This is a genomic window from Cobetia sp. 1CM21F (assembly GCF_023161745.1).
Taxonomy (GTDB): domain Bacteria; phylum Pseudomonadota; class Gammaproteobacteria; order Pseudomonadales; family Halomonadaceae; genus Cobetia; species Cobetia amphilecti.
In genome coordinates this window covers 809,753-836,030 of sequence record NZ_JALNTQ010000002.1, presented here as the reverse complement: position 1 = coordinate 836,030, position 26,278 = coordinate 809,753, and the positions used below count along the sequence as shown (strand labels likewise).

Annotated in this window: 20 protein-coding genes and 1 pseudogene; 18 read left to right on the top strand and 3 right to left on the bottom strand. The window is 63.8% G+C overall.

Annotation, left to right across the window (positions count from 1 at the left end):
- Window positions 1–70: 70 nt before the first annotated feature.
- On the bottom strand, window positions 71–913 hold the full coding sequence (locus MSG32_RS09255; RefSeq protein WP_248379236.1) for a transporter substrate-binding domain-containing protein: 843 nt from the start codon (window positions 911–913) through the stop codon (window positions 71–73).
- A 157-nt stretch (window positions 914–1,070) separates the two neighbouring features.
- Window positions 1,071–1,676 (bottom strand): Smr/MutS family protein, encoded by a 606-nt coding sequence (locus MSG32_RS09250; protein WP_248379235.1) that lies wholly within the window; start codon window positions 1,674–1,676, stop codon window positions 1,071–1,073.
- 277 nt (window positions 1,677–1,953) lie between these two features.
- On the opposite strand from MSG32_RS09250, the gene prmB reads away from it, so the two are divergent.
- The 5 genes and pseudogenes from prmB to phaC form a co-directional block, all read left to right on the top strand.
- Window positions 1,954–2,916, top strand: coding sequence for a 50S ribosomal protein L3 N(5)-glutamine methyltransferase (prmB, locus tag MSG32_RS09245; protein ID WP_248379234.1), 963 nt, complete (start codon window positions 1,954–1,956; stop codon window positions 2,914–2,916).
- A 132-nt stretch (window positions 2,917–3,048) separates the two neighbouring features.
- A complete protein-coding gene (gene aroC / locus MSG32_RS09240; RefSeq protein ID WP_043335551.1) occupies window positions 3,049–4,140 on the top strand; it encodes a chorismate synthase in 1,092 nt (363 codons plus the stop codon).
- A 236-nt stretch (window positions 4,141–4,376) separates the two neighbouring features.
- Window positions 4,377–4,919, top strand: coding sequence for a DUF6489 family protein (locus MSG32_RS09235; protein ID WP_248379233.1), 543 nt, complete (start codon window positions 4,377–4,379; stop codon window positions 4,917–4,919).
- A gap of 220 nt (window positions 4,920–5,139) precedes the next feature.
- Window positions 5,140–5,592 (top strand): phasin family protein, encoded by a 453-nt coding sequence (locus MSG32_RS09230; RefSeq protein ID WP_043335557.1) that lies wholly within the window; start codon window positions 5,140–5,142, stop codon window positions 5,590–5,592.
- A gap of 543 nt (window positions 5,593–6,135) precedes the next feature.
- Window positions 6,136–7,899: pseudogene (phaC, locus tag MSG32_RS09225) on the top strand (class I poly(R)-hydroxyalkanoic acid synthase); the annotation flags it as partial.
- 1,100 nt (window positions 7,900–8,999) lie between these two features.
- Here the strand turns inward: phaC and MSG32_RS09220 are convergent.
- Window positions 9,000–9,890: a LysR family transcriptional regulator gene (locus MSG32_RS09220; RefSeq protein ID WP_054554935.1), complete on the bottom strand. Its 891-nt coding sequence runs from the start codon at window positions 9,888–9,890 to the stop codon at window positions 9,000–9,002.
- On the opposite strand from MSG32_RS09220, the gene MSG32_RS09215 reads away from it, so the two are divergent.
- The 13 genes from MSG32_RS09215 (at window position 9,889) to purF (ending at window position 26,119) form a co-directional block, all read left to right on the top strand.
- A complete protein-coding gene (locus MSG32_RS09215) occupies window positions 9,889–10,077 on the top strand; it encodes a hypothetical protein (RefSeq protein WP_248379232.1) in 189 nt (62 codons plus the stop codon). The genes MSG32_RS09220 and MSG32_RS09215 overlap by 2 nt on opposite strands.
- A gap of 172 nt (window positions 10,078–10,249) precedes the next feature.
- Window positions 10,250–11,701, top strand: coding sequence for a 3-isopropylmalate dehydratase large subunit (gene leuC, locus MSG32_RS09210; protein WP_043335560.1), 1,452 nt, complete (start codon window positions 10,250–10,252; stop codon window positions 11,699–11,701).
- An 11-nt stretch (window positions 11,702–11,712) separates the two neighbouring features.
- The gene (gene leuD, locus MSG32_RS09205; protein WP_248379231.1) at window positions 11,713–12,366 is read left to right on the top strand and encodes a 3-isopropylmalate dehydratase small subunit; all 654 of its coding nucleotides are present in this window, start codon (window positions 11,713–11,715) and stop codon (window positions 12,364–12,366) included.
- A gap of 145 nt (window positions 12,367–12,511) precedes the next feature.
- Entirely contained in the window at window positions 12,512–13,594 is a 1,083-nt protein-coding gene (gene leuB / locus MSG32_RS09200; protein WP_043335563.1) for a 3-isopropylmalate dehydrogenase, read from the top strand.
- Between the two features lie 218 nt (window positions 13,595–13,812).
- Window positions 13,813–14,934: an aspartate-semialdehyde dehydrogenase gene (gene asd, locus MSG32_RS09195; protein WP_248379230.1), complete on the top strand. Its 1,122-nt coding sequence runs from the start codon at window positions 13,813–13,815 to the stop codon at window positions 14,932–14,934.
- A gap of 456 nt (window positions 14,935–15,390) precedes the next feature.
- Window positions 15,391–18,264 carry a FimV/HubP family polar landmark protein gene (locus MSG32_RS09190; RefSeq protein WP_248379229.1) on the top strand — a complete coding sequence of 958 codons (2,874 nt, stop codon included), beginning with the start codon at window positions 15,391–15,393 and terminating at the stop codon, window positions 18,262–18,264.
- Window positions 18,264–19,385 carry a tRNA pseudouridine(38-40) synthase TruA gene (gene truA, locus MSG32_RS09185; RefSeq protein ID WP_348983970.1) on the top strand — a complete coding sequence of 374 codons (1,122 nt, stop codon included), beginning with the start codon at window positions 18,264–18,266 and terminating at the stop codon, window positions 19,383–19,385. Before MSG32_RS09190 ends, truA begins: the two co-directional genes overlap by 1 nt.
- A gap of 22 nt (window positions 19,386–19,407) precedes the next feature.
- Complete coding sequence (locus MSG32_RS09180; protein ID WP_248379692.1) at window positions 19,408–20,040, top strand: phosphoribosylanthranilate isomerase; 633 nt, start codon at window positions 19,408–19,410, stop codon at window positions 20,038–20,040.
- A 304-nt stretch (window positions 20,041–20,344) separates the two neighbouring features.
- Window positions 20,345–21,364, top strand: a complete 1,020-nt coding sequence (gene accD / locus MSG32_RS09175) for an acetyl-CoA carboxylase, carboxyltransferase subunit beta (protein WP_213113867.1) — start codon at window positions 20,345–20,347, stop codon at window positions 21,362–21,364.
- Window positions 21,357–22,871 carry a folylpolyglutamate synthase/dihydrofolate synthase family protein gene (locus MSG32_RS09170; protein WP_248379228.1) on the top strand — a complete coding sequence of 505 codons (1,515 nt, stop codon included), beginning with the start codon at window positions 21,357–21,359 and terminating at the stop codon, window positions 22,869–22,871. Before accD ends, MSG32_RS09170 begins: the two co-directional genes overlap by 8 nt.
- Window positions 22,872–22,920: 49 nt before the next feature.
- Complete coding sequence (locus tag MSG32_RS09165) at window positions 22,921–23,637, top strand: SPOR domain-containing protein (RefSeq protein WP_248379227.1); 717 nt, start codon at window positions 22,921–22,923, stop codon at window positions 23,635–23,637.
- Window positions 23,634–24,362 carry a CvpA family protein gene (locus MSG32_RS09160; protein WP_248379226.1) on the top strand — a complete coding sequence of 243 codons (729 nt, stop codon included), beginning with the start codon at window positions 23,634–23,636 and terminating at the stop codon, window positions 24,360–24,362. Before MSG32_RS09165 ends, MSG32_RS09160 begins: the two co-directional genes overlap by 4 nt.
- Before the next feature lie 242 nt (window positions 24,363–24,604).
- Window positions 24,605–26,119, top strand: coding sequence for an amidophosphoribosyltransferase (purF, locus tag MSG32_RS09155; protein WP_043336916.1), 1,515 nt, complete (start codon window positions 24,605–24,607; stop codon window positions 26,117–26,119).
- The last annotated feature ends 159 nt before the right edge of the window (window positions 26,120–26,278 follow it).

Genomic DNA, 26,278 nt, shown 5'->3' with positions numbered 1-26,278 from the left:
AATACAGAGCTCTTCAATACAGAGCGCTTCATTGCAGAGCGTGTGACCGGAGCCTGAGCGAAGCGTCGCCTCAGCCGTTGATCCACTTGTCGAAGATGGCGGCCTGCTCGCCGGTACCCTGCATCTGGGTCAGCCACTGATCGACGTAGGCCTTCCAGATACTGTCACCCAGCGGCAGCAGATAGCCTTTCTGGGAGAAGGTGAACGGCGAGTCCGGGTGCACGCTGCACAGCTCCGGGTGACGGCTGGCCTGCAGCTGGGTCTCGATGGCGTCGGTCACCATCACATCGGCACGGTCTTCGATGATGTTGTTGAAGATGGTGCGGTTGTCGTTGTGCGCGACGCGCGTGGCATCGCTCAGGAATTCATTGGCGAAGCGCTCGTTGGTGCCGCCCGGATTGACGGTGATGCGCACGCTGGGCTGATTGATCTGCGCGACGGTCTGGTACTTGTCGACGTCCTCGCAGCGCACGATGGGCGTCTTGCCGCCGGTCTGGTACGGCTTGCTGAAGTAGGCCTGAGCCTGACGGTCCAGCTTGACCGAGATGCCGGACATGGCGATATCGCACTTGCCGGAGGTGAAGTCTTCCATCAGCGTTGGCCAGCTGGTCGGCACGGTCTGTACCGTGGCGCCCAGGCTCCTGGCCAGTGAGGCGGCCATGTCGATGTCGATGCCTTCGAAGTCGCCATTGTCTTCACGGTGGCTGAAGGGCGCGTAGTCACCGGTGGTACAGACCTTCAGCACCTGGCCTTGTTGCACGCGCGAAAGGGTGCTGTCGGACAGTGCATCGCTGGCGGCGGCCGGCATGGCGAAGGCCAGCGACAGGCCAGCGGCGGTCGCGCCGCCGAGAATGGCAGCGGAAAGGGTGCGGCGTGAAGAAGTGCGCATTGGCTGTTCAGCGTTGGGTGTCATCAGGGTGTTCCCTTGTCGTTATGGCGGCAGGCTCGGCGTGAGGCCTGCCTCTGCTACTCGAGTGCTCGGTTATTCAAGCACTCCGTTATTCAAGTGCTCGGCTATTCAGGTGCTCGGATCGTCAATGTCTCGGCGGTGTGGCGAGCGCAGGATTCGCTCAGTCGAGCAGCGGGTCACGGCCCTTGCTGCGCAGCAGGACATAGACTGCGCCGCTGCCGCCATCCAGCTCCAGTGACGAGGTAAAGGCCAGCACGTCAGGCCATTGGCGCAGCCAGGTATTGACGTGGCTCTTGATGATGGGGTGATCAGCCATGCCGGTCCATGCCTTGCCATGCACCACCAGCACGCAGCGTGAGCGACGGGCGATGGCATCGTCGATGAAGGACTCGAGCTCGATGCGGGCCTGCTCCAGCGTATAGCCGTGCAGGTCGAGGCCCGCCTCCCAGGCGATCTCGCCGCGCTTGAGGCGCTGACGCTGGCGGTAGGGGAGATCGGGCACCGCGAAGTCGAGCAGCTGGCTGGGCGTGACCGGTTCGACCTGACCATCGGTGGTGCGCGATGGCGTGCCGAGCGAGTCGGTCGAGGCTTCGCTGGCGGCAGCGCGCCGCGCCGCCAGACGCGCCTGCTCTTCCTTGTCGACGGGCTTGCGGCCGGGGTCGGCGCGGTTGGTGGTGATCTTGCGAACGCCGGCCTGCTTGAGGGCGGCACGGAAGGCGTTGAAGTCGTCGCCGGTATCCGAGCTGTCGTCGTGGTTGGGTGGCATGGCCGGGCTCCGCGGGCAATAAAATGGCAAGTCGCGCAGTATAGCGCGGCTGTTGTCGCTGTCGAAGACAGGCGGTTGCCACTGTCGAAGACAGGCGGTTGCCACTGTCGAAGACAAACGGTTGTCGCTTGCGAAGACAAAAGCGGCAGGCGCACCATCAAGGCATGCCAAGGGTCGCCGCCACGCCTCGTGAACGCTACAATGCCTGCGCGAGACGCCACCGACACCTCACGACTGGCGGCGCTCGTTGTCAATCTGTCCGCTTACAGGAATCACCGTGTCCACATCTTCCGCGTCCGACCTGCGCCATCCTTCCAGCCTCAGTGAGCCGGACTCCCGTCTCGTCGAGGAGCTGGTGACCCTGCGCGACCTGATCCGCTGGGCGACCAGTGAGTTCCACGCGCATCGCCTGCACTTCGCCCATGGCACCGATTCTGCCTGGGATGAAGCGGTGGCGCTGGTGCTGGGTGCGCTGCATCTGCCGTGGGACACGGACCCCGCCGTGATCGACGCGCGCCTTCTGACCATGGAGCGTGCGCGCATCGTGGCGCTGGTGCGTGAGCGCATCACCACCCGCAAGCCGCTGCCGTACCTGCTCGGTGAGGCCTTCTTCACCGGCGTGCCCTTCGATGTCGATGAGCGCGTGCTGATTCCGCGCTCGCCGATCGCCGAGCTGATCGAGAGCGGCTTCTCGGCCTGGTTCCCGGAACTGCCGCCGACTCGCGTGCTCGACATGTGCACCGGCTCCGGCTGCATCGGTATCGCCACCGCGCTGGTGATGCCGACCGCCGAGGTCGACCTGGTCGATATCAGTAGCGAGGCGCTGGAAGTCGCGCGTCGCAATATCGAACGTCACGACGTGGCAGGGCGTGTCATCGCCGTGCAGTCGGACCTGTTCGCGGGTGTGGCGGGCAAGCGCTATGACCTGATCGTCTCCAATCCGCCCTACGTGGATACCTTCGATCTCTCCAACATGCCGCAGGAATTCGGCCATGAGCCGGCGCTGGCGCTGGGCGCCGGTGACGACGGCCTGGATATCGTGCGCCGTATCCTGCGCGAGGCGCGTGACTTCTTGACCGACGACGGCGTCTTGATCGTCGAGGTCGGCAATTCCGAGCGCCACCTGATGGAAGTCTTCCCGGAAGTGCCCTTCATGTGGCTGGAGTTCGAGCGCGGCGGCAACGGCGTCTTCGCCATCGATGCCCAGACGCTGGAAGTCTGCGCACCTGAATTCGCTTGAGCTGGCGGGCGCCTGACCCGGCGGGATTCGCCAGAAGCACGGGCGCAAGCCGCCAGGCTCTGCAACGCTTACGACAACTATTATCAGAACGCCGTCGGCCATGACCGGCGGCATCGCCTGAGGACCCCCTGAATGTCCGGAAATACCTTCGGCAAGCTGTTCACCGTCACCACCTTCGGCGAAAGCCACGGCCCGGCACTGGGCGCCATCATCGATGGTTGCCCGCCGGGCATCGAGATCAGCGAAGCGGATCTGCAGATCGATCTGGACCGCCGCCGTCCCGGCACCTCGCGCCACACTACCCAGCGTCGCGAGCCGGACCAGGTGCGCATTCTCTCGGGCGTGTTCGAGGGTCGCACCACCGGCACGGCCATCGGCCTGATGATCGAGAATACCGATCAGCGCTCCAAGGATTACGGCAAGATCAAGGACCAGTTCCGTCCGGCCCACGCCGACTACACCTATCACCACAAGTACGGTGAGCGTGACTACCGTGGCGGCGGCCGCAGCTCCGCCCGCGAGACCGCGATGCGCGTCGCCGCCGGTGCCATCGCCAAGAAGTATCTGGCGGGCCTGGGCGTGCAGGTGCGTGGCTACCTGTCCCAGCTCGGCCCCATCGAGCTTGAGGTCAAGGACTGGTCGCTGGTCGACACCAATCCGTTCTTCTGTGGCGATGCCGATCGCCTCGAGGAGCTGGAGCAGTACATGGACGCCCTGCGCAAGGAAGGCGATTCCGTGGGCGCCAAGGTCACCGTCGAGGCGACTGGCGTGCCGGTCGGCCTGGGTGAGCCGATCTTCGATCGCATCGATGCCGAACTCGCGCATGGCCTGATGAGCATCAATGCCGTCAAGGGCGTCGAGATCGGTGACGGTTTCGCCGTGGTCAGCCAGAAGGGCACCGAGCACCGTGACGAGATGACGCCGGAAGGCTTCCTCTCCAATCATGCCGGCGGCATTCTGGGCGGCATCACCAGCGGCCAGACCATCCGTGCCAGCATCGCCCTCAAGCCGACCTCCAGCCTGCGACTGCCGGGTCGCAGCATCGATGTCAACGGCGAGGCGGTCGAGGTGATCACCACCGGCCGTCATGATCCGTGTGTCGGTATCCGCGCCACGCCGATCGCCGAGGCGATGGTCGCGCTGACGTTGATGGACCACCTGCTGCGCCATCGCGGTCAGAACGCCGACGTCAAGGTCGACACGCCGGTGCTGCGCGAGGTGTAAGCCGCTTGCGGCGTTGCTGAGCTTGTAGAAAGACACGCCCCAGTCGTGGAGAGATGCCCTGCATCCTTCGTGGCTGGGGCGTCTTGCGTTGCGGGCTGGCTTGCGGAAAGTAAATAAGAAAAGACGTAAGTAGCAGGCTGCCCCCGTGTCATTCTCGCTGCTAGACTCGAATGGCATGCATGCCAGCGGACTCGCGCACCACGCCGTGCGCGGGCAGACAACACAAGGAATCTGCCATGAAGATCAATGTCGAATTCGACCTCACGCCGCAGGAGTTTCGCCAGGCGATGGGCCTGCCGGACGTGGAAGCCTTCCAGCAGGAATTGATGGAGCGCTTTCGTCGCCAGATGGAGGCGGGTGTTGAAGGCTACGACCCCATGAGTCTGCTCAAGCCATTGATGGCACCGGGCGCGGGCACGCCGTTTGCCAAGTTCATGCCGCCGGGCATGGCCGAGGGGATGATGGGCGGCGCGTCCGGCGCTGGCAATGCCGGGCAGGGCGCAGTGGGCGGCATGCCCGGCGACATGGGCGAGAGCATGGCCCAGGGCATGGCCGCCTTCAATCAGTATCAGAAGATGATGCTGGATACCCTGCAGCAGTTCGGTCAGGGCGGCGCGGAAGGCAAGGACGCTGAAAAGCCGGAGTCTGCCGCACGCAGGAGTTCGGGCCGCAGTGGTGATCACGGCGCGGATCAGAAGGCAGAGCAAAGCGCCAGCCGGGCAGACGATGCGAAACCGGCCTCCGCGGCCAGTGCGCGCTCACGCGCCAAGCGCAGTTGATGATCGGCAGGCGCGAAGAACGCTCCTGGCTGACAGCGATGTGAGGCATGCCCGGCCAATCCCATGACAGAAAATGTCCTTTGACAGTTTTCTGTCATGGGATTGCAACCACCTGAGGAGCAGACTAGTCTTTGTGCAGTGCAGCATATTGCTGTGCTCCACAGGTGGCGCAGAGACTTCTGCGCGCTGTCCCGGTACGGAATCCATGGGAGGAACCGTCATGCAGCAGGATCAGATGTTCAACGCCTTTGCCGAGCAAGCCCGCAGCTTCTACCAGCCGATGCGCAAGCTCAACACTCTGATGCTCGACCATATGGGCAAGATTGCCGATTATCAGATGGACGCTGCCAAGCGCTATACCGAGACTGGTCTCGAGCGTGCGCGTGCTGCCACTGAAATCAAGGGTATGGAAGAGTTCAGCGAGTTCAGCAACCGCCAGCTGGAAGTGGCGACCGAGCTGTCTCAGCAGATGATGGATGATTCCCTGAAGCTGGCCGAGATGGGCAACGAAATGCGCGCCCAGCTCGAACAGGCCTACTCCGACGCTGGCAAGGAAGCCACCGACAAGGCGTCCGCTGCCACAGAGAAAGCCGCTTCAGCAGCAGAGGACAAGGCATCCTCCGCTGCCAGCAACAAGCCGGCTGCCGCGACAAGCCGCGCCAAGCAGAACTAAGGTATACCCCGAAAAGGCTGGCGCTTGCGCCAGCCTTTTTTTTGCCGTTTTCAGGCATTGCCCCTGCCGTGCTGGAAGGCGCATGCTGGAGATGAGCACGCTGGCGCACAGGCTGTTTTGCTCTCGTATTTGCCGCGCGCGAATCCGACGGAAAGCAGACCTGCAGGTGGCAGGATGTTGCAGCTGACAGGGCACTGCGCTTGCCTTGACGCCCTGGCATGTTCGACTACGGCGCCTCTGAAATCAGCCGTGAAACGGTCTTCAAAACAGTCTGAAAAGCAGTGTCCGTCGCCAGTGAAGGCGCCCGTCTCACGAGAGACGGCATGGCACTGCTCAGTGGTCAGGAAGGATTCGATTCGATGAAATCGTGCCGCCGGCAGACGTTCGGCAGCCAAGCTTCGATAGCCAATGACGTGATGGTCAATGACAAGGAGGAAGGGCGATATGGACTCAGCCCAGCAGCAGGCGTTCTCGCAGACATTCTCTCAGGCCTTTACCAGTCTGTTCCCCGACGGTGCTGAAGGCACGGAGTGGGCCAGCGTGATGCAGCAGGCCAGTGCCCAGTATCAAGCCTTGATGAGTGACATGCTGGAGCGCCTATGGCCCAGCGCCGCCGCTTCCACCATCTATGACGAGATGGGTCGTTGCTTCCAGGCGGGGGCCGAGGCCCTGGCACGTGACCCGCAACTGTTGATGTCGACCCAGACTCGCCTCTTCCAGGACCAGATGGCCCTGTTGCAGGGCACGTTGCGCGAGCTGAATGGCGAGAGCGTCGAGCCGGTGATCACGCCCGCGCGCTCTGACCGCCGCTTCCGCGATGAGGCCTGGCAGAGCGAGCCCTATTACCACTTCCTCGTGCAGCAATACCTGCTGTTCTCGCGCGCCGTGGACGACATGCTGGCCGGCATTCAAGGCCTGCCGGAGAGCCAGAAGCGCAATCTCGAGTTCTACGCGCGCCAGTACGTCAGCGCCTTCTCGCCCTCCAACTTCGCCTCCACCAACCCGGAAGTGCAGCGCGTGACCCGCGAGACCGGCGGCCAGAACCTGCTCGACGGCCTGAAGCGTCTGCGCGATGACCTGGCCAACTCCGCCGAAGGCATCAATGTCGCGATGACCGACACCGAAGCCTTCCGTCTCGGCGACAACATCGCCGTCACGCCGGGTGACGTGGTCTTCGAGAACGAGCTGATCCAGTTGATCCAGTATCGTCCGGCCACCGAGAAGGCCTTCAGCACGCCGTTGCTGGTCGTGCCGCCGTGGATCAACAAGTACTACATTCTCGATCTGCGTCAGGACAATTCGATGATGCGCTGGCTGGTGGAGCAGGGACACACCGTGTTCCTGATCTCCTGGCGCAATCCGGGGCCCGAGCAGAGTGATCTCACCTGGGCCGATTACATGCAGATGGGGCCGTTGGCCGCGATGGATGCCATCGAGCAGGCCACCGGCGAGAAGCAGGTCAACATCCTGTCCTACTGCATCGGCGGCACGCTGACGGCCAGCACCATGGCCTATCTGGCGGCCGAGAAGCAGTCCGACCGCGTGCGCTCGGTCAGCTACATGGCAACGCTGCAGGACTTCTCCGATCCCGGTGAGATAGGTGTCTTCCTCAACGAGCCGGTGCTGCAGGGGCTCGAGAAGCAGATGGCGCAGGACGGCTATCTGGATGGCCGCGTGATGGCGTTCTCCTTCAATCTGCTGCGCGAGAATGACCTGTTCTGGTCGTTCTACGTCTCCAACTATCTCAAGGGCGAAGCGCCGACCGCGTTCGACCTGCTGTACTGGAACACCGACGGCACCAACCTGCCGGCCGGTACCCATGCCTGGTATCTGCGCCACATGTATCTGGAGAACCGCCTGGTGCAGCCCGGCGGCATCGAGCTGGACGGCGTGCCGATCGATCTCTCCCAGATCGAGACGCCGAGCTATTGGGTCTCCGCGCGCGAGGACCACATCGCCAAGTGGCAGACCACCTACAACGGCACCCAGCTGCCCAAGGCCTCCATCAAGCGCTTCGTGCTCGGTGGCTCTGGTCATATCGCGGGTATCGTCAATCCGCCGCACAAGAACAAGTACGGCTACGCCACCAATGACAGCCTGCCGGCAACGCCGGATGAATGGCTTGAGGGCACCGAGCAGCACGAAGGCTCCTGGTGGAATGACTGGCAGGCGTGGATGACCGGCAATGGCTTCGTGGAGCCGGAACCGGAAGTCTCTGCGCGCACGCCGGGTGAGGGCAAGCTCGACGTGATCGAAGCGGCGCCGGGGCGTTATGCGCGCCAGACCATCCCCGAAGTGCTGGGGCAGAGCGTGCCGGAAGAGATCACCAGCGTGGCGGATGCGCAGCTCAAGGCCGTGCGTGATGTGCAGCAGACGGTCGAGAAGAGCGTGAATGAAGCGCTCAAGCAGGTGACGCTGCCGCTGGAAGAGGCCATGACCGCGATGACCGAAGCCGTCACCGGCAAGGCCGCCAATGATGCCGGTGACACGGCGGGCAACAGCTCATCCAGTGCCTCCAAGGCGCAAGGTGCGAGCACCAGGCCTGCCGCTTCCAAGGCCGCATCAGCTGCTGGGGCGCCAGCCGCTGAGCCGTCAGCGCCGGCAAGCAAGCCCGCCGCGCGCAAGCGTGCTGCACCCAAGAGCACAGCCTCCAGGAGCACTGCTGCCAAGAGCACAGCTGCCAAGAGCGCAACGACCACCAGCAGCACGGCCAGCGACAGCACCGCAAAACAGAGCACTGCGAGCACGGTTGCCAGCAACACCGGTAGCTCAGCGACCAAGACCACCACGGCGAGAAAGACCTCCACGCCACGCAAGACGGCAGCCAGCAAGACGACCGCAAGCAAGACGACCGCAAGCAAGACGACTGCGAGCAAGTCCGCCTCTGACAGCAAGCCGTCTGCATCAGGCACCTCGAGCAGCAGCACTTCTTCCACGGCTTCGGGCTCCAGCGCTACGAAGCCCGCGACGACGCGCAAGAGCACTGCCAGCAAGAGCACGGCGAGCAAGAGCACCGCCAGCTCGATGGGAAGCGCGAGCACTGCCAAGACGGCTAGCAGCACCGGGACTTCCAGTCAGGGGGCTACCCGCTCGGGCACTTCAAGCTCTGGTGCTTCCACTACCACCGCCAAGAGCGACACCGGCAGCGAAGCACCCAAGCCGCGCCGTGGCCGCCCCTCCAATGCCAGCAAGGCCGCCGCCGCCAAGGCAGCGGAAGAAGCGAAGAAGGATGATGCCAAGCCTGCGGCCAGCAAGACGGATGGCTCATCTGGCAATGCCAAGGATAGCGACAAGAGTTGATCCAAGGCGCCACAAGTTGTGAGTCAGAACCGCAACGCCAGCCCTTCGGGGCTGGCGTTGTGCGTTCAGGCTGTGCTTTCAGGTCGGGCTTTCAAGCTCAAGCTGCGCTAGAGGTTTCTCGACGCCGCATCCCTTGCGCCTTCCAGCAGTTCGATCATCGCGCTGGCGGCGTTCGAGAGGGTGCGGTTGTTGTGATATAGGTAGCCGAGCTGGCGTTCGATGGGGCGGTGGTCGATGGGCAGGATCTCGATCTCGTCGTCGATCATGCTTTCCGGCAGGACGCTCCAGCCCAGGCCGATGGCGACCATCATCTTGAGGGTCTCGAGGTAGTTGGTGGACATCGAGACTTCCACCGAGAGGCCGTCACGCGCGAAGGTGTCGATGACGATGCCGCGCGTGAAGGTCAGGTGGCCCGGCAGCACGGCGTCGTGCTGTGAGAGGGCGGCCAGCGGCAACGCTTTATGACCTGCCAGCGGGTGATCACGTCCGCACACGAAGCGCATTTCATCCAGCCACACCGGCACCACCGTCAGATTGGGGTCGCGATGCGGTGCCAGGGTGACGACGGCCAGTTCCAGCTCCCCATCCAGTACGCCCTGATAGGCCTGTTCCGAATCCAGAAAGCGCATGTCCATGCGCACCTCGGGGTGGGCCATGGTGAAGGCCTTGAGCAGCGGCGGCAGCCGGTGCAGGCCCACATGGTGGCTGGTGGCCATCGTCAGGCTGCCTTTTACCTCGCCGGACAGATTGCGCAGCGCACGCCGGGTGTCATCGTGCATCACCAGGATGGCGCGGGCGCGGGGCAGCAGGATATTGCCGGCCTCGGTCAGCGAGACACGCCGTCCGATGCGATCGAACAGCCGTGCGCCATGCAGTTGCTCCAGCTGGGCAATGCGCTTGGAAACGGCCGGCTGGGTGAGGTGCAGCTGCTCGGCGGCAAGCGAGAAGGAGGCGGTTTCGGCGACGGCGACGAAGGCCTGCAGAGAGGGTGTGTCCATGTGGGGCAGCTATCCTGTCATGAGGGCATTCAGAGAGACATTCAGGGGAGCGTCAAGCGGGGCGATCGATGCCGCCGCAGGCGGATGCACTCCTGCTCAAGACCTGATGAACCATGGTATTCCTTTTGGGAATCCAAAGCATGAAAAACATGAATTGATTTTATTCATCGTCGCCGAGTACTCTTGATGGCACAGGACGCGGCGGCGATGCTGGAGCCAGCAAGCAAGTGGTCACTATCCACGGGCTCGCACGACCGCCCCGCCATCAACACTGGACGACACACCCTCATCAAGGGGCCGTTACGAGCCCCGAGGCAGCAAGCGCGCTCTTACCGTAAGGCGCCACGAGGAGACACGACATGGCTAGCCAGACCCTTTATGACAAGTTGTGGGATCAGCACCTGGTCAAGCAACGCGAAGACGGTACTGCACTCATCTACATCGACCGTCACCTGCTGCACGAAGTCACGTCGCCGCAGGCATTCGAAGGGCTGCGTCTGGCCGGTCGCAAGCCGTGGCGTCTGGATGCCAACCTGGCAACGCCGGACCACAACGTGCCGACGTCTCTCAAGGAGCGTGCTGCCGGTATCGCGGGCATCGAGGACGAGACCTCACGCATCCAGGTGCAGACCCTCGACGACAACTGCAACAGCTTCAACATCGAGCAGTTCACCATCAATGATGCGCGTCAGGGCATCGTGCACGTGGTCGGGCCGGAGCAGGGCGCGACTCTGCCGGGCATGACCGTGGTGTGTGGCGATTCCCATACCGCGACCCACGGTGCCTTCGCGGCACTGGCCCACGGGATCGGCACCTCCGAGGTCGAGCACGTGCTCGCCACCCAGTGCCTGATCCAGCGCAAGATGAAGAACATGCTGGTGCGCGTCGATGGTCGTCTCGGCACTGGCGTCACCGCCAAGGATGTCGTGCTCGCCATCATCGGTGAGATCGGCACCGCCGGCGGTACCGGCTACGCCATCGAATTCGGCGGCTCTGCCATCCAGGACATCTCCATGGAAGGCCGCATGACCATCTGCAACATGGCGATCGAAGCCGGCGCGCGGGTCGGTCTGGTCGGTGTCGATGACATCACCATCGACTATCTCTACGAGCGCCCCTATGCGCCGAACGCCCAGCAGTGGGAAGCGGCCGTCGCCGACTGGCGCAATCTGGTCTCCGATGCGGACGCCGAATTCGACAAGGTCGTGGTGCTCAAGGCCGAGGACATCGCGCCGCAGGTCACCTGGGGCACCAGCCCGGAGCAGGTCACCAGCGTCAATGGCGTGGTGCCGGACCCGGCAGCAGCCAGCGATGACACCGAAGCGCGTGGCATCACGCGTGCGCTCGAGTACATGGGCCTCAGCGCTCAGCAGAAGATCACCGACATCAAGCTGGACCGCGTGTTCATCGGTTCCTGCACCAACTCGCGTATCGAGGATTTGCGTGAAGCGGCGCGCGTGGCCGAAGGTCGCACGGTCGCCAAGAGCCTCAAGCAGGCGATGGTGGTGCCGGGGTCTGGCCTGGTGAAGGCGCAGGCGGAAGCGGAAGGGCTGCACGAGATCTTCCTCGCGGCGGGCTTTGAATGGCGTGAGCCGGGCTGCTCCATGTGTCTGGCGATGAACGCCGACAAGCTGGGCGCCGGTGAGCATTGCGCTTCCACCTCCAACCGCAACTTCGAAGGCCGTCAGGGCTTCGGTGGGCGTACGCACCTCGTCAGCCCGGCCATGGCCGCCGCTGCCGCGATTGCGGGTCACTTCGTTGATGTTCGTGACTTTGCCCCCATCCCTACCAACAACACTCAAGTCGCCTGAGGAGGCCCGACATGGAAAAGTTCATTCGCCAGCAGGGCCTCGTGGCACCGCTTGATCGCGCCAACGTCGATACCGACCTGATCATCCCGAAGCAGTTTCTGAAGTCGATCAAGCGCACCGGATTCGGGCCGAACCTCTTCGATGAGCTGCGCTATCTCGACGAGGGCTATATCGGTCAGGACATCAGCAAGCGTCCGATGAATCCGGATTTCGTGCTCAACCAGCCGCGTTACGCGGGTGCCAGCGTATTGCTGGCGCGTCGCAACTTCGGTTGCGGTTCCTCGCGCGAACACGCGCCCTGGGCACTGACCGACTTCGGCTTCCGCGTGGTCATCGCGCCGAGCTTCGCCGATATCTTCTACAACAACTCGTTCAAGAACGGTCTGTTGTTGATTACCCTCGACGAGGACACGGTGGACCGTCTGTTCAAGGAAGCCGAGGCGGTGGAAGGGTATCGTCTGGATATCGACCTCGAGGCACAGGCGGTCATCACGCCGTCCGGTGAGTCGATTCCCTTCGAGGTCGACAGCTTCCGCAAGCATTGCCTGATGGAAGGCCTGGACGATATCGGTCTGACCCTCAAGGACCAGGATGCCATCGACAGCTTCGAGAAGCGCCATCGCACCGAGCGCCCGTGGCTGTTCCGCGACGGCAAGACGGCCTGATCTGGCCAGCGTCGCGTCAGTCAGCGCCTGACATCGCAACATATTCGTCATGGCTCGCCGTCCAGAATGGCGGCGAGCCCAGTCTCAGCACCGACGGTGAACCGTCGGTCTCGCCGGAAGACTTCCGGCCCAAGGAGAGTTCCAGATGAGCCGCAATATCCTGATTCTGCCCGGTGATGGCATTGGCCCGGAAATCACTGCCGAAGCCGTGAAGATCCTTGAAGCCGCCCGCAGCGAAGGTCTGGACATCACGCTGAGCGAAGGCAAGGTCGGTGGTGCAGGGTATGACGCGGCCGGCCACCCGCTGCCGGCGGAAACGCTGGAGGCGGCCAAGGCGGCGGACGCCATCCTGCTCGGCGCAGTCGGTGGCCCGCAGTGGGACAAGCTCGAGGACATCTCGCTGCGTCCGGAACGCGGCCTGCTGGGGCTGCGCAAGGAGCTCGAGCTGTTCGCCAATCTGCGTCCGGCGATTCTCTACCCGCAGCTGGCCGAGGCCTCCAGCCTCAAGCCGGAAGTGGTGTCCGGTCTGGACATCATGATCGTGCGTGAGCTGACCGGTGGCATCTACTTCGGTCAGCCGCGTGGCATCGAGACGCGTGATGGCCAGCAGGTCGGTTACAATACCTACGTCTACTCCGAGTCCGAGATCGAGCGCATCGGTCGCACCGCCTTCGAGATGGCGCAGAAGCGCAACAAGAAGCTGTGCAGCGTCGACAAGGCCAACGTGCTGGAAGTCACCATGCTGTGGCGTGACGTGATGGAGCGCATCTCCGCCGATTACCCGGATGTCGAGCTGTCGCACATGTACGTCGACAACGCCGCCATGCAGCTGGTACGTGCACCCAAGCAGTTCGACGTGGTGGTCACCGGCAACATGTTCGGTGACATCCTGTCGGATGAGGCCGCCATGTTGACCGGCTCCATCGGCATGCTGCCGTCCGCCTCGCTGAATGCGGGTGGTCAGGGCATGTATGAGCCGTGCCACGGCAGCGCGCCGGACATCGCGGGTCAGGGCATCGCCAACCCGCTGGCGACCATCCTGTCGGTGGCCATGATGCTGCGCTACTCGCTCAACGAAGCCGCCTGGGCCGAGCGCATCGAGAAGGCGGTCGGCGTGGTGCTGGATGAAGGGCTGCGCACTGCCGACATCGCCTACGCCGGGACGCGCAAGGTCTCCACCTCCGAGATGGGCGATGCCGTACTGGCCGCCTTCAAGGCCCAGGCGTAAGGCAAGACCCGCGTGAACGCCGCCAGCCAGCGGCGTTCACGCGATGATCATGGGGGAGCTCGGCGTGCGTCGCCGGGTTCTCATGTCAGGACCTGCGGCTGGAGCGTTGGGCAAGGCTCGCCTCGTGTGAGTTGCCTGTGCTCGCTGCGGGTCATTCCTGTGTCGGGAGCGGTGGTGTCCTCCATGCTCCCGGCCGTGCATGAACAAGGAGAACAAGCATGTTGAAAGTCGGATTTGTCGGTTGGCGTGGCATGGTCGGTTCCGTGCTGATGCAACGCATGCGTGATGACAACGATTTCGCCGGTATCGAGCCGGTATTCTTCTCCACCTCCCAGGTCGGTCAGGCCGGTCCTGACGTGGGCACGCCGGTGCCGGCGCTCAAGGATGCCAATGACATCAATGAGCTGAAGGCGCTGGATGTCATCGTCACCTGTCAGGGCGGCGACTACACCAAGCAGGTGTTCGGCCCGCTGCGTGAAGCCGGCTGGAAGGGCGACTGGATCGATGCGGCCTCCACCCTGCGCATGGACAAGGACGCCGTGCTGGTGCTGGATCCGGTCAACCGTCATGTGATCGACCAGAAGATCGGCGCCGGTGCCAACACCTTCGTCGGCGGCAACTGCACCGTCAGCCTGATGCTGATGGGCCTGGGCGGCCTGTTCGAGGCCGGCATGGTCGAGTGGATGACCTCCATGAGCTACCAGGCGGCGTCCGGCAGCGGTGCGCGGCACATGCGTGAGCTGCTGACCCAGATGGGCCAGCTCAATGGCAGCGTGGCCTCCGAGCTTGCGGACCCGGCCAGCGCCATCCTCGACATCGACCGCAAGGTGACCGCCACCATGCGTGGCGATGACTTCGCGACCCAGCAGTTCGGTGCGCCGCTGGCCGGCTCGCTGCTGCCGTGGATCGATTCCGCGATGGAATCCGGTCAGACCCGCGAGGAGTGGAAGGCCGGTGTCGAGGCCAACAAGATTCTCGACAGCCAGGGCAACCCGATCATGATCGACGGGCTGTGCGTGCGTATCGGTGCGATGCGTTCCCACTCCCAGGCCTTCACCGTCAAGCTCAAGCAGGACGTGCCGCTGGACGAGATCGAAGACCGCCTGGGCAAGCACAACGACTGGGTCAAGGTCGTCGCCAATACCAAGGAAGACAGCCTCAAGCATCTGACGCCGGCCGCTGCGACCGGCACCCTGACCGTACCGGTCGGCCGTCTGCGCAAGCTGGCGATGGGTGGCGAATACCTGTCCGCCTTCAGTGTCGGTGACCAGCTGCTGTGGGGGGCTGCGGAGCCGCTCAAGCGCATGCTGACCATCCTGCGTGAACATCGCGCAGCCTGATCGCACTGTGTAGCGGCATGTCGTCGGGTTCGTTGCGAGCCTGACCTGAAAACGCCCTCGGCTCTCTTGAGTCGAGGGCGTTTCTCTTTTGCACGTTACGTCATGGAAGACCGGTGATTTCAGGTAAGAGATAGGTCACTGATGTCACGGCGAGTACCAGATATCTCAGCCTTTCCTGCGCATTTTTTGCGATTTTGACTGGCGCTTTTGATGCATGATGGCAGGGAGGTGTTTTTTACGGGTATCGTAAAGGGGATATCGTCGAGCTGGTCACTCGCGATATGACGCCTCTGCGGCCTTTATCGATCGTGGGCCGTCACTCTATCGTTGAAACTTTTTCCACTTTGCCAATGGCTTCCCGCACTCTTGGGACGGACTCTCTGGTATCTTGTGTAAGTATACGTAACATAATGCGCAGGCCGGGCAATGATTCGGCCGCATACGAAGGGACACTCAATGGGACGCAAGCTTCCTCTCGCACTGGCGGTGTCGTTCGCCGTCTACAGTGCTCAGGCCTTGGCAGTCGGCATGGAATCGCCGCGGTTGCGCTCGAATCTGAATCAGCCACTGGACGCGCGCATCGGCCTCACGGATACCTCGGGCCTCGATGCCAGCCTCATCAAGGCCGGCGTTGCCGATTCTGCCGCCTTTACGCGAGCGGGCGTCGATCGCAGCTATGTCAGCGATGACATCAAGGTTGCCGTCAAGCAGCAGGGTGGGCGCTACTACCTCCAGCTGTCCACCAATGGCGCGGTACGTGAGCCCTATGTGGACCTGCTGCTGGATGTCGAATGGCCCAATGGCAAGCTGCAGCGTCAGGTGACCCTGTTGTTCGATCCGGCGGGCTATTCGAGTCAGCCGTCATTGGTGACACCTGCCGGCGCGCGCTCGCGCCCGCTGGCCACCAATGATTCCTCGCCGACGCGTTCCGTGGTGTTCCGCGACAATGCCCAGCCCAGCCAGGCTGCCTCGCGCAGTGCGTCATCCAGCACGCCGCCCTCCAGCATCAAGGTGCGCAACGGTGATTCGCTGTGGACGATCGCGCGTCGCGTGCGTCCGGATGCCAGTGTCAGCATCCGTCAGGCCATGCTGGCGATTCAGGAAGCCAACCCCAGGGCCTTCCCGGGCGGCAATATCAACAAGCTGCGTGCGGGAGTGGTGCTGAGCGTGCCGGACCGCAGCACCATGTTGGGACGTTCGCGTACCGAGGCTGACAAGGAAGTGCGTCAGCAGTATCAGCAGTGGGTCGCGGGCGCGCAGGGCAAGACCGTGCCGGCTCCGGCCAGCAAGAAAACCGCTGCGGCCAGCACATCGAACGAGCCCTCCGCCAGTGCTGCGCCTGCGGCCACGGCCGCACCGAGCGGGCCCGCCAGCGCGGGTGCCGATGGCAAGCCGCGTCTGACGCTGCTGGATGAAGACGGCAGCAAGCCCAAGGCGGCAGCAGCCAGTGGCCAGATCTCCGCGGGTAGTCAGCAGGCGATCGATGAACTGTCCGATCGCCTCGAGTCGCTGGAAGACCAGCTGCTGACCAATCAGCAACGCCTCGATCAGCTGGAGCAGGAGCGTGATGACCTGCGCAGCGAAGTGGCCTCCCTGCGCAACGAAGTCGGCGAGCTGCGAGCGTCGCTGGCAGAGCGTACCGAGCAGCTCGAGACGGCCAAGGTGCTGCTCGCCAAACAGAATCGTCTGCTCGTCAACAGTGGCATCTCGCCGTTGGCGTTGCCGGAAAGCCTGATCGCCGCCGGGGTGGACCTCGGTCAGCCGCGCGACGGCGAGGGCAATCTGGTGTTGCCCAAGCAGCCGTGGCCCCAGGCGACCTGGCAGTGGGTGCAGGACAACCTGGCTATCGTCGGCGGGGCGGCCGGGGCATTGCTGCTTCTGTTGCTGCTGCTGTTGCGTCGCCGCTCCGGTTCCGGGGGTGATGAGAACATGAGCTTTGCCGATGCGGTCCGCGGCAATGAAGAGCCCGACCAGGACAAGCCGCGCGTCTTCCCGGATACCTTTGCGGCCTCGACTGCCGCTGCTGCCGCAGGTCACAAGTCATCCGCGTCTGAAGATGCCAACGTGGCAGCGCGCCGGGGTTCCGGTAGCCTCGAGCCGCTCTCCCAGCCGGAAGCGGCTGCGATCAGCGAGGCGGACATCTTCATCGCCTACGGCCGCTTCGATCAGGCCCAGGCCCTGCTGGAGGCCGGTCTGGTGGAAGATCCCGCACGCCAGGACCTGCGCCTCAAGCTGATGGGAGTCCATGGCGAGCTTGGCAACGCCGAAGCCCTGCATCATGAAGGTGAGCAGGTGCTGGCGGCCGGCAATGAGGAAGAACGTTTCGAGGCCCAGGCGCTGCTGGATCGCTACAGCGTCTCAAGCAGTGCGCTGCGTGCTGTCGCAGGCGGCGGCGCGAGTCAGGTGGGGCGCAAGGTCTCCTATCTGTCGGGGGTAGCAAGTCAGCAGGCGGCAGCGCCTCGCGCGCCGCTTGAAGGGCGTGACAAGGCCGATGATGCGGCTCGCGGCCCGGCAGATGCATCCGCCACGGGCTCTGACGCCCCCCTTGATGACCAGGACGATGCTAGCGCGCTGCCTGACAGCGAATCGCATGCCAGTGAGGGCGTGAGCGAACCGCTGGTCGAGCACGCTGCCGATCAAGGCGTCGCGTTCGAGCCGGGCCTCAAGGGCGAGGATCTCGAGAAGGCGCCCGTGCGTGAGAGCCACTTCAACAGCGACAACGTGATCGATTACCAGGCGCCGGAATTGACGCTGGGGGATGCTGGTCACGCTGATGGCGAGAAGGGCACTGATGCCGCGGCATCCAAGGCGGCGGATAGCGCGCTCAAGGGCGAGTCCGTCGAGTTTACCTCACTGCGTGAAGAGCTGGATGACCACTCCGCGCTCGAGAGTGGTGCCGCGAGCGAGAAGAACGGTGCTGCAAGTGAGAGCAGTGGTGCAAGTGAAGGCAGCGCTGCGAGCCAGAAGCCGTATGAGGTGTCCAGCAAGCCTTCAGCCGCAGTCGATGGCATGGACGAGTTGCCGTCACTGGATAGCATGACGCTGGAAGAGGTGGACGTGCCGCGGCGTGATATCTCGGAATTCGAGGTCGAGGAAGTGGCGTTCGAGTCTGGGGATCAGGATAATGCCTATCCCTCTGTCGAGTCGGCAGGGTTTGGGGCTGGCGCCCAGGATACCGTGGCATTCCAACAGCTCGAGGAAGCCCGTCAGTTGTTGGTGGATGGCGATGATGATCAGGCGGCTGCGCTGCTTGAGCCGCTCGCTACTGCCAGTGATGACATGGTCCGTGAAGAGGCGCTGGCGTTGATGGAGCGCTTTGGTCTGACCTGATGCCCTTTTTTACACCGTTGGATGATAACGAGAAACGCCCGGGGCGCATTGCTCTGGGCGTTGAATATGATGGCACCCGCTATTGTGGCTGGCAGCGTCTGAGCCACGCCCCCTCCGTGCAGGAAGCGCTCGAGAAGGCCTTGTCCAAGGTCGCCTCCACGCCGATTACCGTGCATTGCAGTGGCCGCACCGATTCCGGTGTGCATGCCGTGCGTCAGGTCGTGCATTTCGATACCCCCGTGGGCCGCAGTCGCAAGGCCTGGCGCATGGGCGGTAACGTCAACCTTCCCCCCGATATCGGGATTCATTGGGCCGTGCCGGTGCCCGATGATTTCCACGCGCGTTTCAGCGCCATCGCCCGTCGCTATCGCTACATGATCATCAACCAGCCGTTTCGGCCGGTGATGGAGCGCAACAATGTCACCTGGTGTCGCGAGCCGCTCAATGTCGCCGACATGCAGGCCGCGGCGGCGCATCTGGTGGGCGAGCTGGATTTCTCGGCGTTCCGCGCCGCAGGCTGTCAGTCGCGCTCGCCGCGCCGCCACGTGCACTTCATTGAAGTCAGTCGCCATGGCCATATAGTCATGATCGATATCCAGGCCAATGCCTTCCTGCATCACATGGTGCGCAATATCGCGGGCACCTTGATGGCCATCGGGCGTGGCGAAAAGCCTGTCGAGTGGATCGTCGAGCTGATGCGCGGAGGAGATCGCACGCGCTCGAGCGCGACGGCAGCGGCGACAGGGCTTCACTTCGTCGATGTCATCTATCCGCCGCGCTATGCGCTGCCCAAGGAACCCCTGGGTCCTGGTCTGGTCGCACATCTTGGCGAGTGGACGGGCGAGCGCCCGTTGCCGGACTGCCCGATGGTGCGCTCACGCATGGTACGCGCCGAGGCCGAGGGTGCCGAAGAGGCGCGCGCGGCGGGCAAGCTCAGTGAGCAGGAAGCCATCCGGCTGGCCAACGTGGCCCGTGAAGCCGAGCGCCTCAGTCGCGAGCATGAGCAAGCGATTCCTGCGGCAGGCGATCCTGCGGCAGGCGACCCTGCGGCAGGCGACCCTGCGGCAGGCGCCGAGGATGACACGCTGACGGCTGCCACCCAGAATGAATCCTCACGTTGAACGGAGTGATCCCATGACCGAGATGAGCGCTCGAGCGAGCCAGCGTACCCGGATCAAGATCTGTGGTTTGACGCGAGAGCAGGATATCCGCGACGCCGTGGCGGCAGGGGCCGATGCGCTGGGCTTCGTGCTGTGGCCGGGCAGCAAGCGTGCGGTCGATGTGGCGCGGCTGGCCGAGCTTGCCGCGTGCGTGCCGGCCTTCGTGACGCGGGTCGGCCTGTTCGTGGATGCCAGCGCCGAAGAGATTGCCGCTGCGGCGCCACATCTCGATCTGCTCCAGTTGCATGGCAATGAGACGCCGGAGCAGTGCCGGGCGGCTGGGCGGCCCTATATCAAGGCGTTGCGCATGCGTGACGGGATCGATCTCGCCGCGCAGGCGGCGCGCTACCATGACGCGCGTGGCCTGTTGCTGGATGCCTATCGTCCCGGCGTGCCCGGTGGCACCGGCGAGACCTTCGACTGGTCGCGCATCCCCGCCGATCTGCCGCTGCCGGTCATCCTGGCCGGGGGGCTCGAGTCAGGCAATGTCGCCTCGGCGGTGGCGCAGGTCGCCCCTTACGCGGTCGATGTCTCCGGTGGTGTGGAAGCCGCGCCCGGCGAGAAGAGTGCCGAGCGCATGCAGGCATTCTGTCAGGCAGTCCGCCAGCAGCGCTGATTTGCCGGCAAGCGTTGTGGCCCTTGCGTTGCTTTCGTCCCAAGCGGCGAGGGCCGCAACGCTCAATTGGCATCTCGCACTACCCGCAAGGGGGGCGAAGCCGCTACAATGACCCCCAGAATTCGGAAAAGTGGCCGTACGACCAATGGGTTGCACGGTCTTTTCCATTGGCACTGCCCTGTGATGGTAGCTGCCCGCCATATTGCCGGGGGCGTGAACGCCCTGGAATATGTGCCAACTCGCATGGCCGCCGACAGTCGTCGAGCGGTGCCCAGAACAGCAGCAAAACGGAAGCCTCCCCACCATGAGCTGGCTTGACAAGATTGTGCCGTCAATGAGCCGTATCCAACGCAAGGATCGGCGTACCTCCATTCCTGACGGCCTGTGGCGTAAATGCCCCAAGTGCGAAGCAGTCCTGTACCTTCCGGAGCTGACCAAGCACGACAACGTCTGCCCGAAGTGCGACCACCACCTGCGTCTCACTGCGCGTGCGCGTCTGTCCTGGTTCCTCGACAGCGAAGGCCGCGAGGAAATCGCGGCGGATCTCGAGCCGGTCGATCGCCTCAAGTTCCGCGATTCCAAGAAGTACAAGGATCGCCTGAGCGCTGCCCAGAAGCAGACTTCCGAGAAGGATGCGCTGGTCGCCATGCGCGGTGCTCTCGCCGGTCAGCCGGTCGTGGCCGTGGCCTTCGAGTTCAGCTTCATGGGTGGCTCCATGGGTGCCATCGTCGGCGAGAAGTTCGTGCGTGCAGCAGAGCTTGCGCTGGCCGAGAACATCCCGCTGGTCTGCTTCGCCGCCTCCGGTGGTGCTCGCATGCAGGAAGCCTTGTTCTCCCTGATGCAGATGGCCAAGACCTCCGCGGCGCTTGAAAAGCTCAAGCAGGCTGGTGTGCCGTACATCAGCGTGCTGACCGATCCGGTCTTCGGTGGCGTGTCTGCGTCGCTGGCGATGCTGGGTGACCTGAATGTCGCCGAGCCGAACGCCCTGATCGGCTTTGCCGGTCCGCGTGTCATCGAGCAGACCGTGCGTGAGAAGCTGCCGGAAGGTTTCCAGCGCTCCGAGTTCCTGCTCGAGCATGGCGCCGTCGACATGATCATCCACCGCCGCGAGATGCGTGAGCGCCTGTCCAGCATCCTGCTCAAGCTGCAGGGCATGCCGGTCAACGCCGCCAATCTGCCGGTCGCGGATGCGGTCGTCGAAGAAGAATCCGTCGAGGCGGATGCGACTGTCGAAGCACCGGCCGAGCCGCGCTCCGCCGTGGACAGCGTGCTCGACGAGACCTTCACCAGCGAGAAGCCGCAAGGCGAACGTCGCGATGGCTGAGCAGGGCTCCGCCCCGGCAAGCTGCAGCACCGATGAGGTGCTGCAGTCTTCCTCACTCCCTCCGCTGGATGCCGCTTCGTGGCAGCTTTCCCCCCTGCATGATGCCGTGCCGCGTGGCCTCTCGCTGGATGAGTGGCTGACGCGCCTCGAGTATCAGCACCCCGTCAGTATCGATATGGGCCTTGCCCGAGTGCTGTGTGTGGCCAGGCGTCTCGGTCTGGTCGGGGCGGGTGCGCGTCGGCTCGGTGGCCGCATCATTACCGTGGCCGGCACCAACGGCAAGGGCTCGACGGTTGCCATGCTCGAGGCGCTGGGGCGTGCCCACGGGCTGAGCACCGCCACCTATACCTCTCCGCACCTGCTGCATTACAACGAGCGTCTGAGCTTCAATGGCCACGACGTCAGTGATGCGGCATTGGTCACGGCCTTCGAGCAGGTCGATTCCGCGCGCCACTCCGGGCTGTCAGCCAATGGTGAGCCGGTGGATGACGAGGGTGTGATCAGCCTGACCTACTTCGAGGCCGGCACGCTGGCCGGGCTGTGGCTGATCGCTCAGCAGCAACCGCAGCTCGCGATTCTGGAAGTCGGCCTGGGCGGGCGTCTGGATGCCGTCAACATCATCGACTGTGATGTCGCGATGATCATCACGGTCGCACAGGACCATGCCGCGTTTCTTGGTACCGACCTCGAGAACATCGGCTTCGAGAAGGCCGGGATTCTGCGCGCCGGCAAGCCGGCCGTATTCGGCTCGGATGTGCTGCCGTCCAGTTGCGCGGCGCATGCTCGCTCGCTGGGCGTCACACCGCAGGTGCTGTGGCAGGACTTTCGCTGGCAGGCCGCGGCTGAATTTGTAAATGGCAGTGTGAAGGGCAGTGTGGATGGCAGCACGGACCATTCGGCTGCCTCGCAATGGCAATGGCAGCGCCTGTCGGCACCGGCGCTGACATTCGATGCGCTGCCAGACCCGGGCTTGCCGCGTGACAACGCGGCCAGTGCGCTGAATGCTCTGGTCGAGGCCGGTATCGAGCTCAACGCCGAATGCGTGCAGCAGGCCATGGCGAGCGTCAAGCTCAAGGGGCGCATGCAGTGGCTGACTCGTCACGGGCGTGACTGGTGTCTGGATGTCGGCCATAACCCGCATGCCGCGAGTTATCTGGCCAGTCGTCTTGCCGCTCATGACCTGCGTTGCGCGCGGGATCCTGCCACTCAGCCGCGGCGGGCGTTGCTCGCCATGCTGGGCGACAAGGATGCCGCTGGCGTGATACAGGCGCTGGCACCGGTGGTGGACGGCTTCGTCGTCGCCACCCTGGATGGCGAGCGTAGCCGTCAGGCCAGTGAGCTTGCCGCCGTGGTCCGCCACTGTGGTGGTGAGGTGCTGGCGGAGTGCGAGACGGTCACCGCTGCAGCCGAATGGTTGGTACGCGAGACGAGCGCTGGAGAAGTATTGGTCTGTGGTTCCTTCTTCACGGTCGGTGAAGCATTGATGTGGCTCGACGCCCAGGCCTGATGCAGGCCGGCGGCGGGTCCGGGATTTCGGGTGCAAGGGAGATGTCACAATGAAATATGGCAAACGCGAGCGAATCAGCGGTGCGGTCATCCTGCTGGCGTTGGGGGTGATCTTCATCCCGATGCTCTTCGATGAGCCGCCGGCCCGTGATGAGCGCCCGAGTCCGGTGATGACGCTTGGCAAGCCGGTGGATATCGATCGCTCCAACGTCGATGAGCCGCAGCCGCCCAGCGAGCTGAAGATCGGCACGGATGTGCCGATCACCTTCGTCGACAGCAACGGCAAGGTGCGTGACAGTGCCCCGGGTGCCGGCAGTGACAGCGGTTCCGAGTCCCAAGGCCGTGTCGCCGAGGCCGAGCAGTTGTCGCCGACCCGCTCTGTGGCCAGCAGCGAGCCGCAGTCAAAGCCGGAACCGGAACCGGAACCCGCTGCCAAGCCGGAGCCCAAGCCTGCTCCCAAGGCTGAACCCAAGCCCGCGCCCAAGCCTGAACCGAAGCCTGCGGTTGCCTCGAATGCGCCGTCATCTTCCGCCGGTGGCTGGGCCGTGCAGGTCGGCAGCTTCGGTGACCCGGCCAACGCCGAGCGTCTCCAGAAGGAGCTGCAGGGCAAGGGTTTCGCGGCATACCGTATCCCGCGTGGCAGCAAGTTGACCGTTGTCTTCGTCGGCCCGTACAAGTCCTCCGAGATCGGTGAGTCCGCACGCTCGCGCCTGCAGCAGCAGGTCAATATCAAGGGCCTGCTGGTACGACGCAAGGAGGGTGAGTGAACGAGCTGGTCTGGATCGATTGGCTATGTCTGGGCCTGATCGGTATCTCGGTACTGCTGGGACTGATGCGGGGCCTGCTCAGCGAGGCCCTGGGCCTGGCTGGCTGGCTGGTGGCACTGGTCGCGGCACGCCAGTTCGGCGCCGAGGTGGGTGGCCTGCTCGAAGAGATGATCGTCTCGCCGGGCATTCGCACCGCGGTCGGCTTCGTGCTGGTGGTGATTGCGTGCGTGCTGCTCTGGGGGCTGATGTTGCGCCTGCTGGAACGCTTGATTCATGCGGTCGGCATGGGCGGCTTCAATCGTCTGCTCGGCGGTGTGTTCGGCGCCTTGCGCGCGGCGGTCATACTGGTGCTGATCACCGCCGTGGTGGGGCTGACGCCCCTGCGTGACAGCGCCGACTGGCAGGCCGCCCAGCTGCGGCCGACGCTTGAGCAGCTGCGCGACTGGTCGTTGGCTCGCTATCGTGAGTGGGATACGGGCGGTGACTGGGGCCAGAGCGTGTCGCTGCCGGATTCCACCAGCGGCTCCCGGCTCAAGCAGCAGGCCAGCGGTCTGATCGACAGCGCCCAGCGAGAAGGGCGTGCGTTGAGCGACAGCCTCAGCCAGCAGGCGCTGCAGTCGTTCACGCGCCAGGATGCCACGCAGGACCAGCCCTCGCTGGAGGCGTTGCTCAGAGGCAGCACCGCTGGCGAGGCCGCAAGCCGCAATGCGGGTGGTGAGCAGTGACAGGCAGGATCTTCAGCGCCGGGCATCGTGGCCCGGCGTTGTCGTTTTCGGCATTCGGCACGCGTTGCTGAAGCCTCATGCGGGGCCGTCGAAGGGTTGACCCATCGGTCAGGTGTTGCCTGCATGGGGGGCAGGCCTGACAATTGCGCCGTGTGAGCACTCATATTGCCATATGGACGGGCGCCGGCAGTCGCCAGCGTGCGCTTCCCTATCCAAGTGTGTATTAGTGAGGTAATGACGGGATGTGCGGGATTGTAGGTTTGATGGCCAACGCCTCGGTCAACCAGGCGCTGTATGACGCGCTGACCGTATTGCAGCACCGCGGGCAGGACGCCGCGGGCATGATGACCTGGCACGAAGGTCGTTTCCTGCTGCGCAAGAGCAATGGTCTGGTGCGTGATGTCTTCCGCACTCGTCACATGCAGCGTCTCAAGGGCAACATGGGGATCGGCCATGTTCGCTACCCGACCGCCGGTTCCTCCAGCGAGGCGGAATCACAGCCGTTCTATGTCAACTCGCCTTACGGCATCACGCTGGCGCACAACGGCAACCTGACCAACTCCGACCAGCTCAAGCAGGAGTTGTTCTCCTCTGATCTGCGTCACATCAACACCAGCTCCGATTCGGAAGTGCTGCTCAACGTCTTCGCTCACGAGCTGGGCAAGCAGGGCATGCGTCTGGGCGCCGGTGATGTGTTCGATGCCGTGCGTCGTGTGCATCGTCGCTGCAAGGGCGGCTACGCGGCCGTCTCGATCATCAACGGCACTGGCCTGGTCGCTTTCCGTGATCCGCACGGCATCCGTCCGGCGTGTTTCGGCAAGCGTGACTCCGCCGAAGGCGTCGAGTACATGATCGCCTCCGAATCCGTGGCGCTCGACGTCGCCGGCTTCGAGCTGATCCGTGACCTGGCCCCGGGTGAAGCGGTATTCATCGACATGGAGCGTGAGCTGCACACCCTGCAGTGCGCGGATGATCCGGTCCTCAAGCCGTGCATCTTCGAACACGTCTACCTGGCGCGTCCGGACTCCCTGCTCGACGGTGCCTACGTCTACGGCACCCGCATGCGCATGGGCGAGAAGCTGGCCGACAAGATCGTACGGGAATGGCCGGAGCAGGACATCGATGTCGTGATTCCGATCCCCGATACCTCGCGTACCTCCGCCCTCGAGCTGGCCCAGCATCTGGGAGTGACTTACCGCGAAGGCTTCATGAAGAACCGCTATATCGGCCGTACCTTCATCATGCCGGGTCAGACACTGCGCAAGAAGTCCGTGCGTCAGAAGCTAAACGCCATCGATATCGAGTTTGCCGGCAAGAACGTGCTGCTGGTGGATGATTCCATCGTGCGCGGTACCACCTGCAACGAGATCATCCAGATGGCGCGCGAAGCGGGCGCCAAGAACGTCTACTTCGCGTCGGCAGCACCGGCGGTTCGCTATCCCAACGTCTACGGCATCGACATGCCGGCGGCGGAAGAGCTGATCGCCCATGACCGTACCGAGAAGGAAATCGCGGACCTGATCGGCGCTGACCGTCTGTTCTATCAGGACCTCGACGACCTGAAGGACGCCTGTCGTGAAGTCAATCCGGCGCTGGATGAGTTCGATTGCTCCGTGTTCGACGGCGTCTACGTGACCGGCGATATCGACGAAGCCTATCTGAACGACCTGCGTGCCTCGCGCAACGATGGCGCCAAGAGCGCCGGCGAGACCCACGCGGTGGTGGATCTGCACAACGATTCGGAAGATCTCGACTGATCCGGCTGCCTGCCATCCTCGGCAGGCAATCACGCGATGAGCGAACCGCAACGGGCTCCGGAGAAATCCGGGGCCCGTTGCGCGTTCAAAACCGGTAACATTGGCGCATCGCTTTTCCTTCTTCTTGCTGTCGACGCGACCCGAAATGCTGAAGACGCG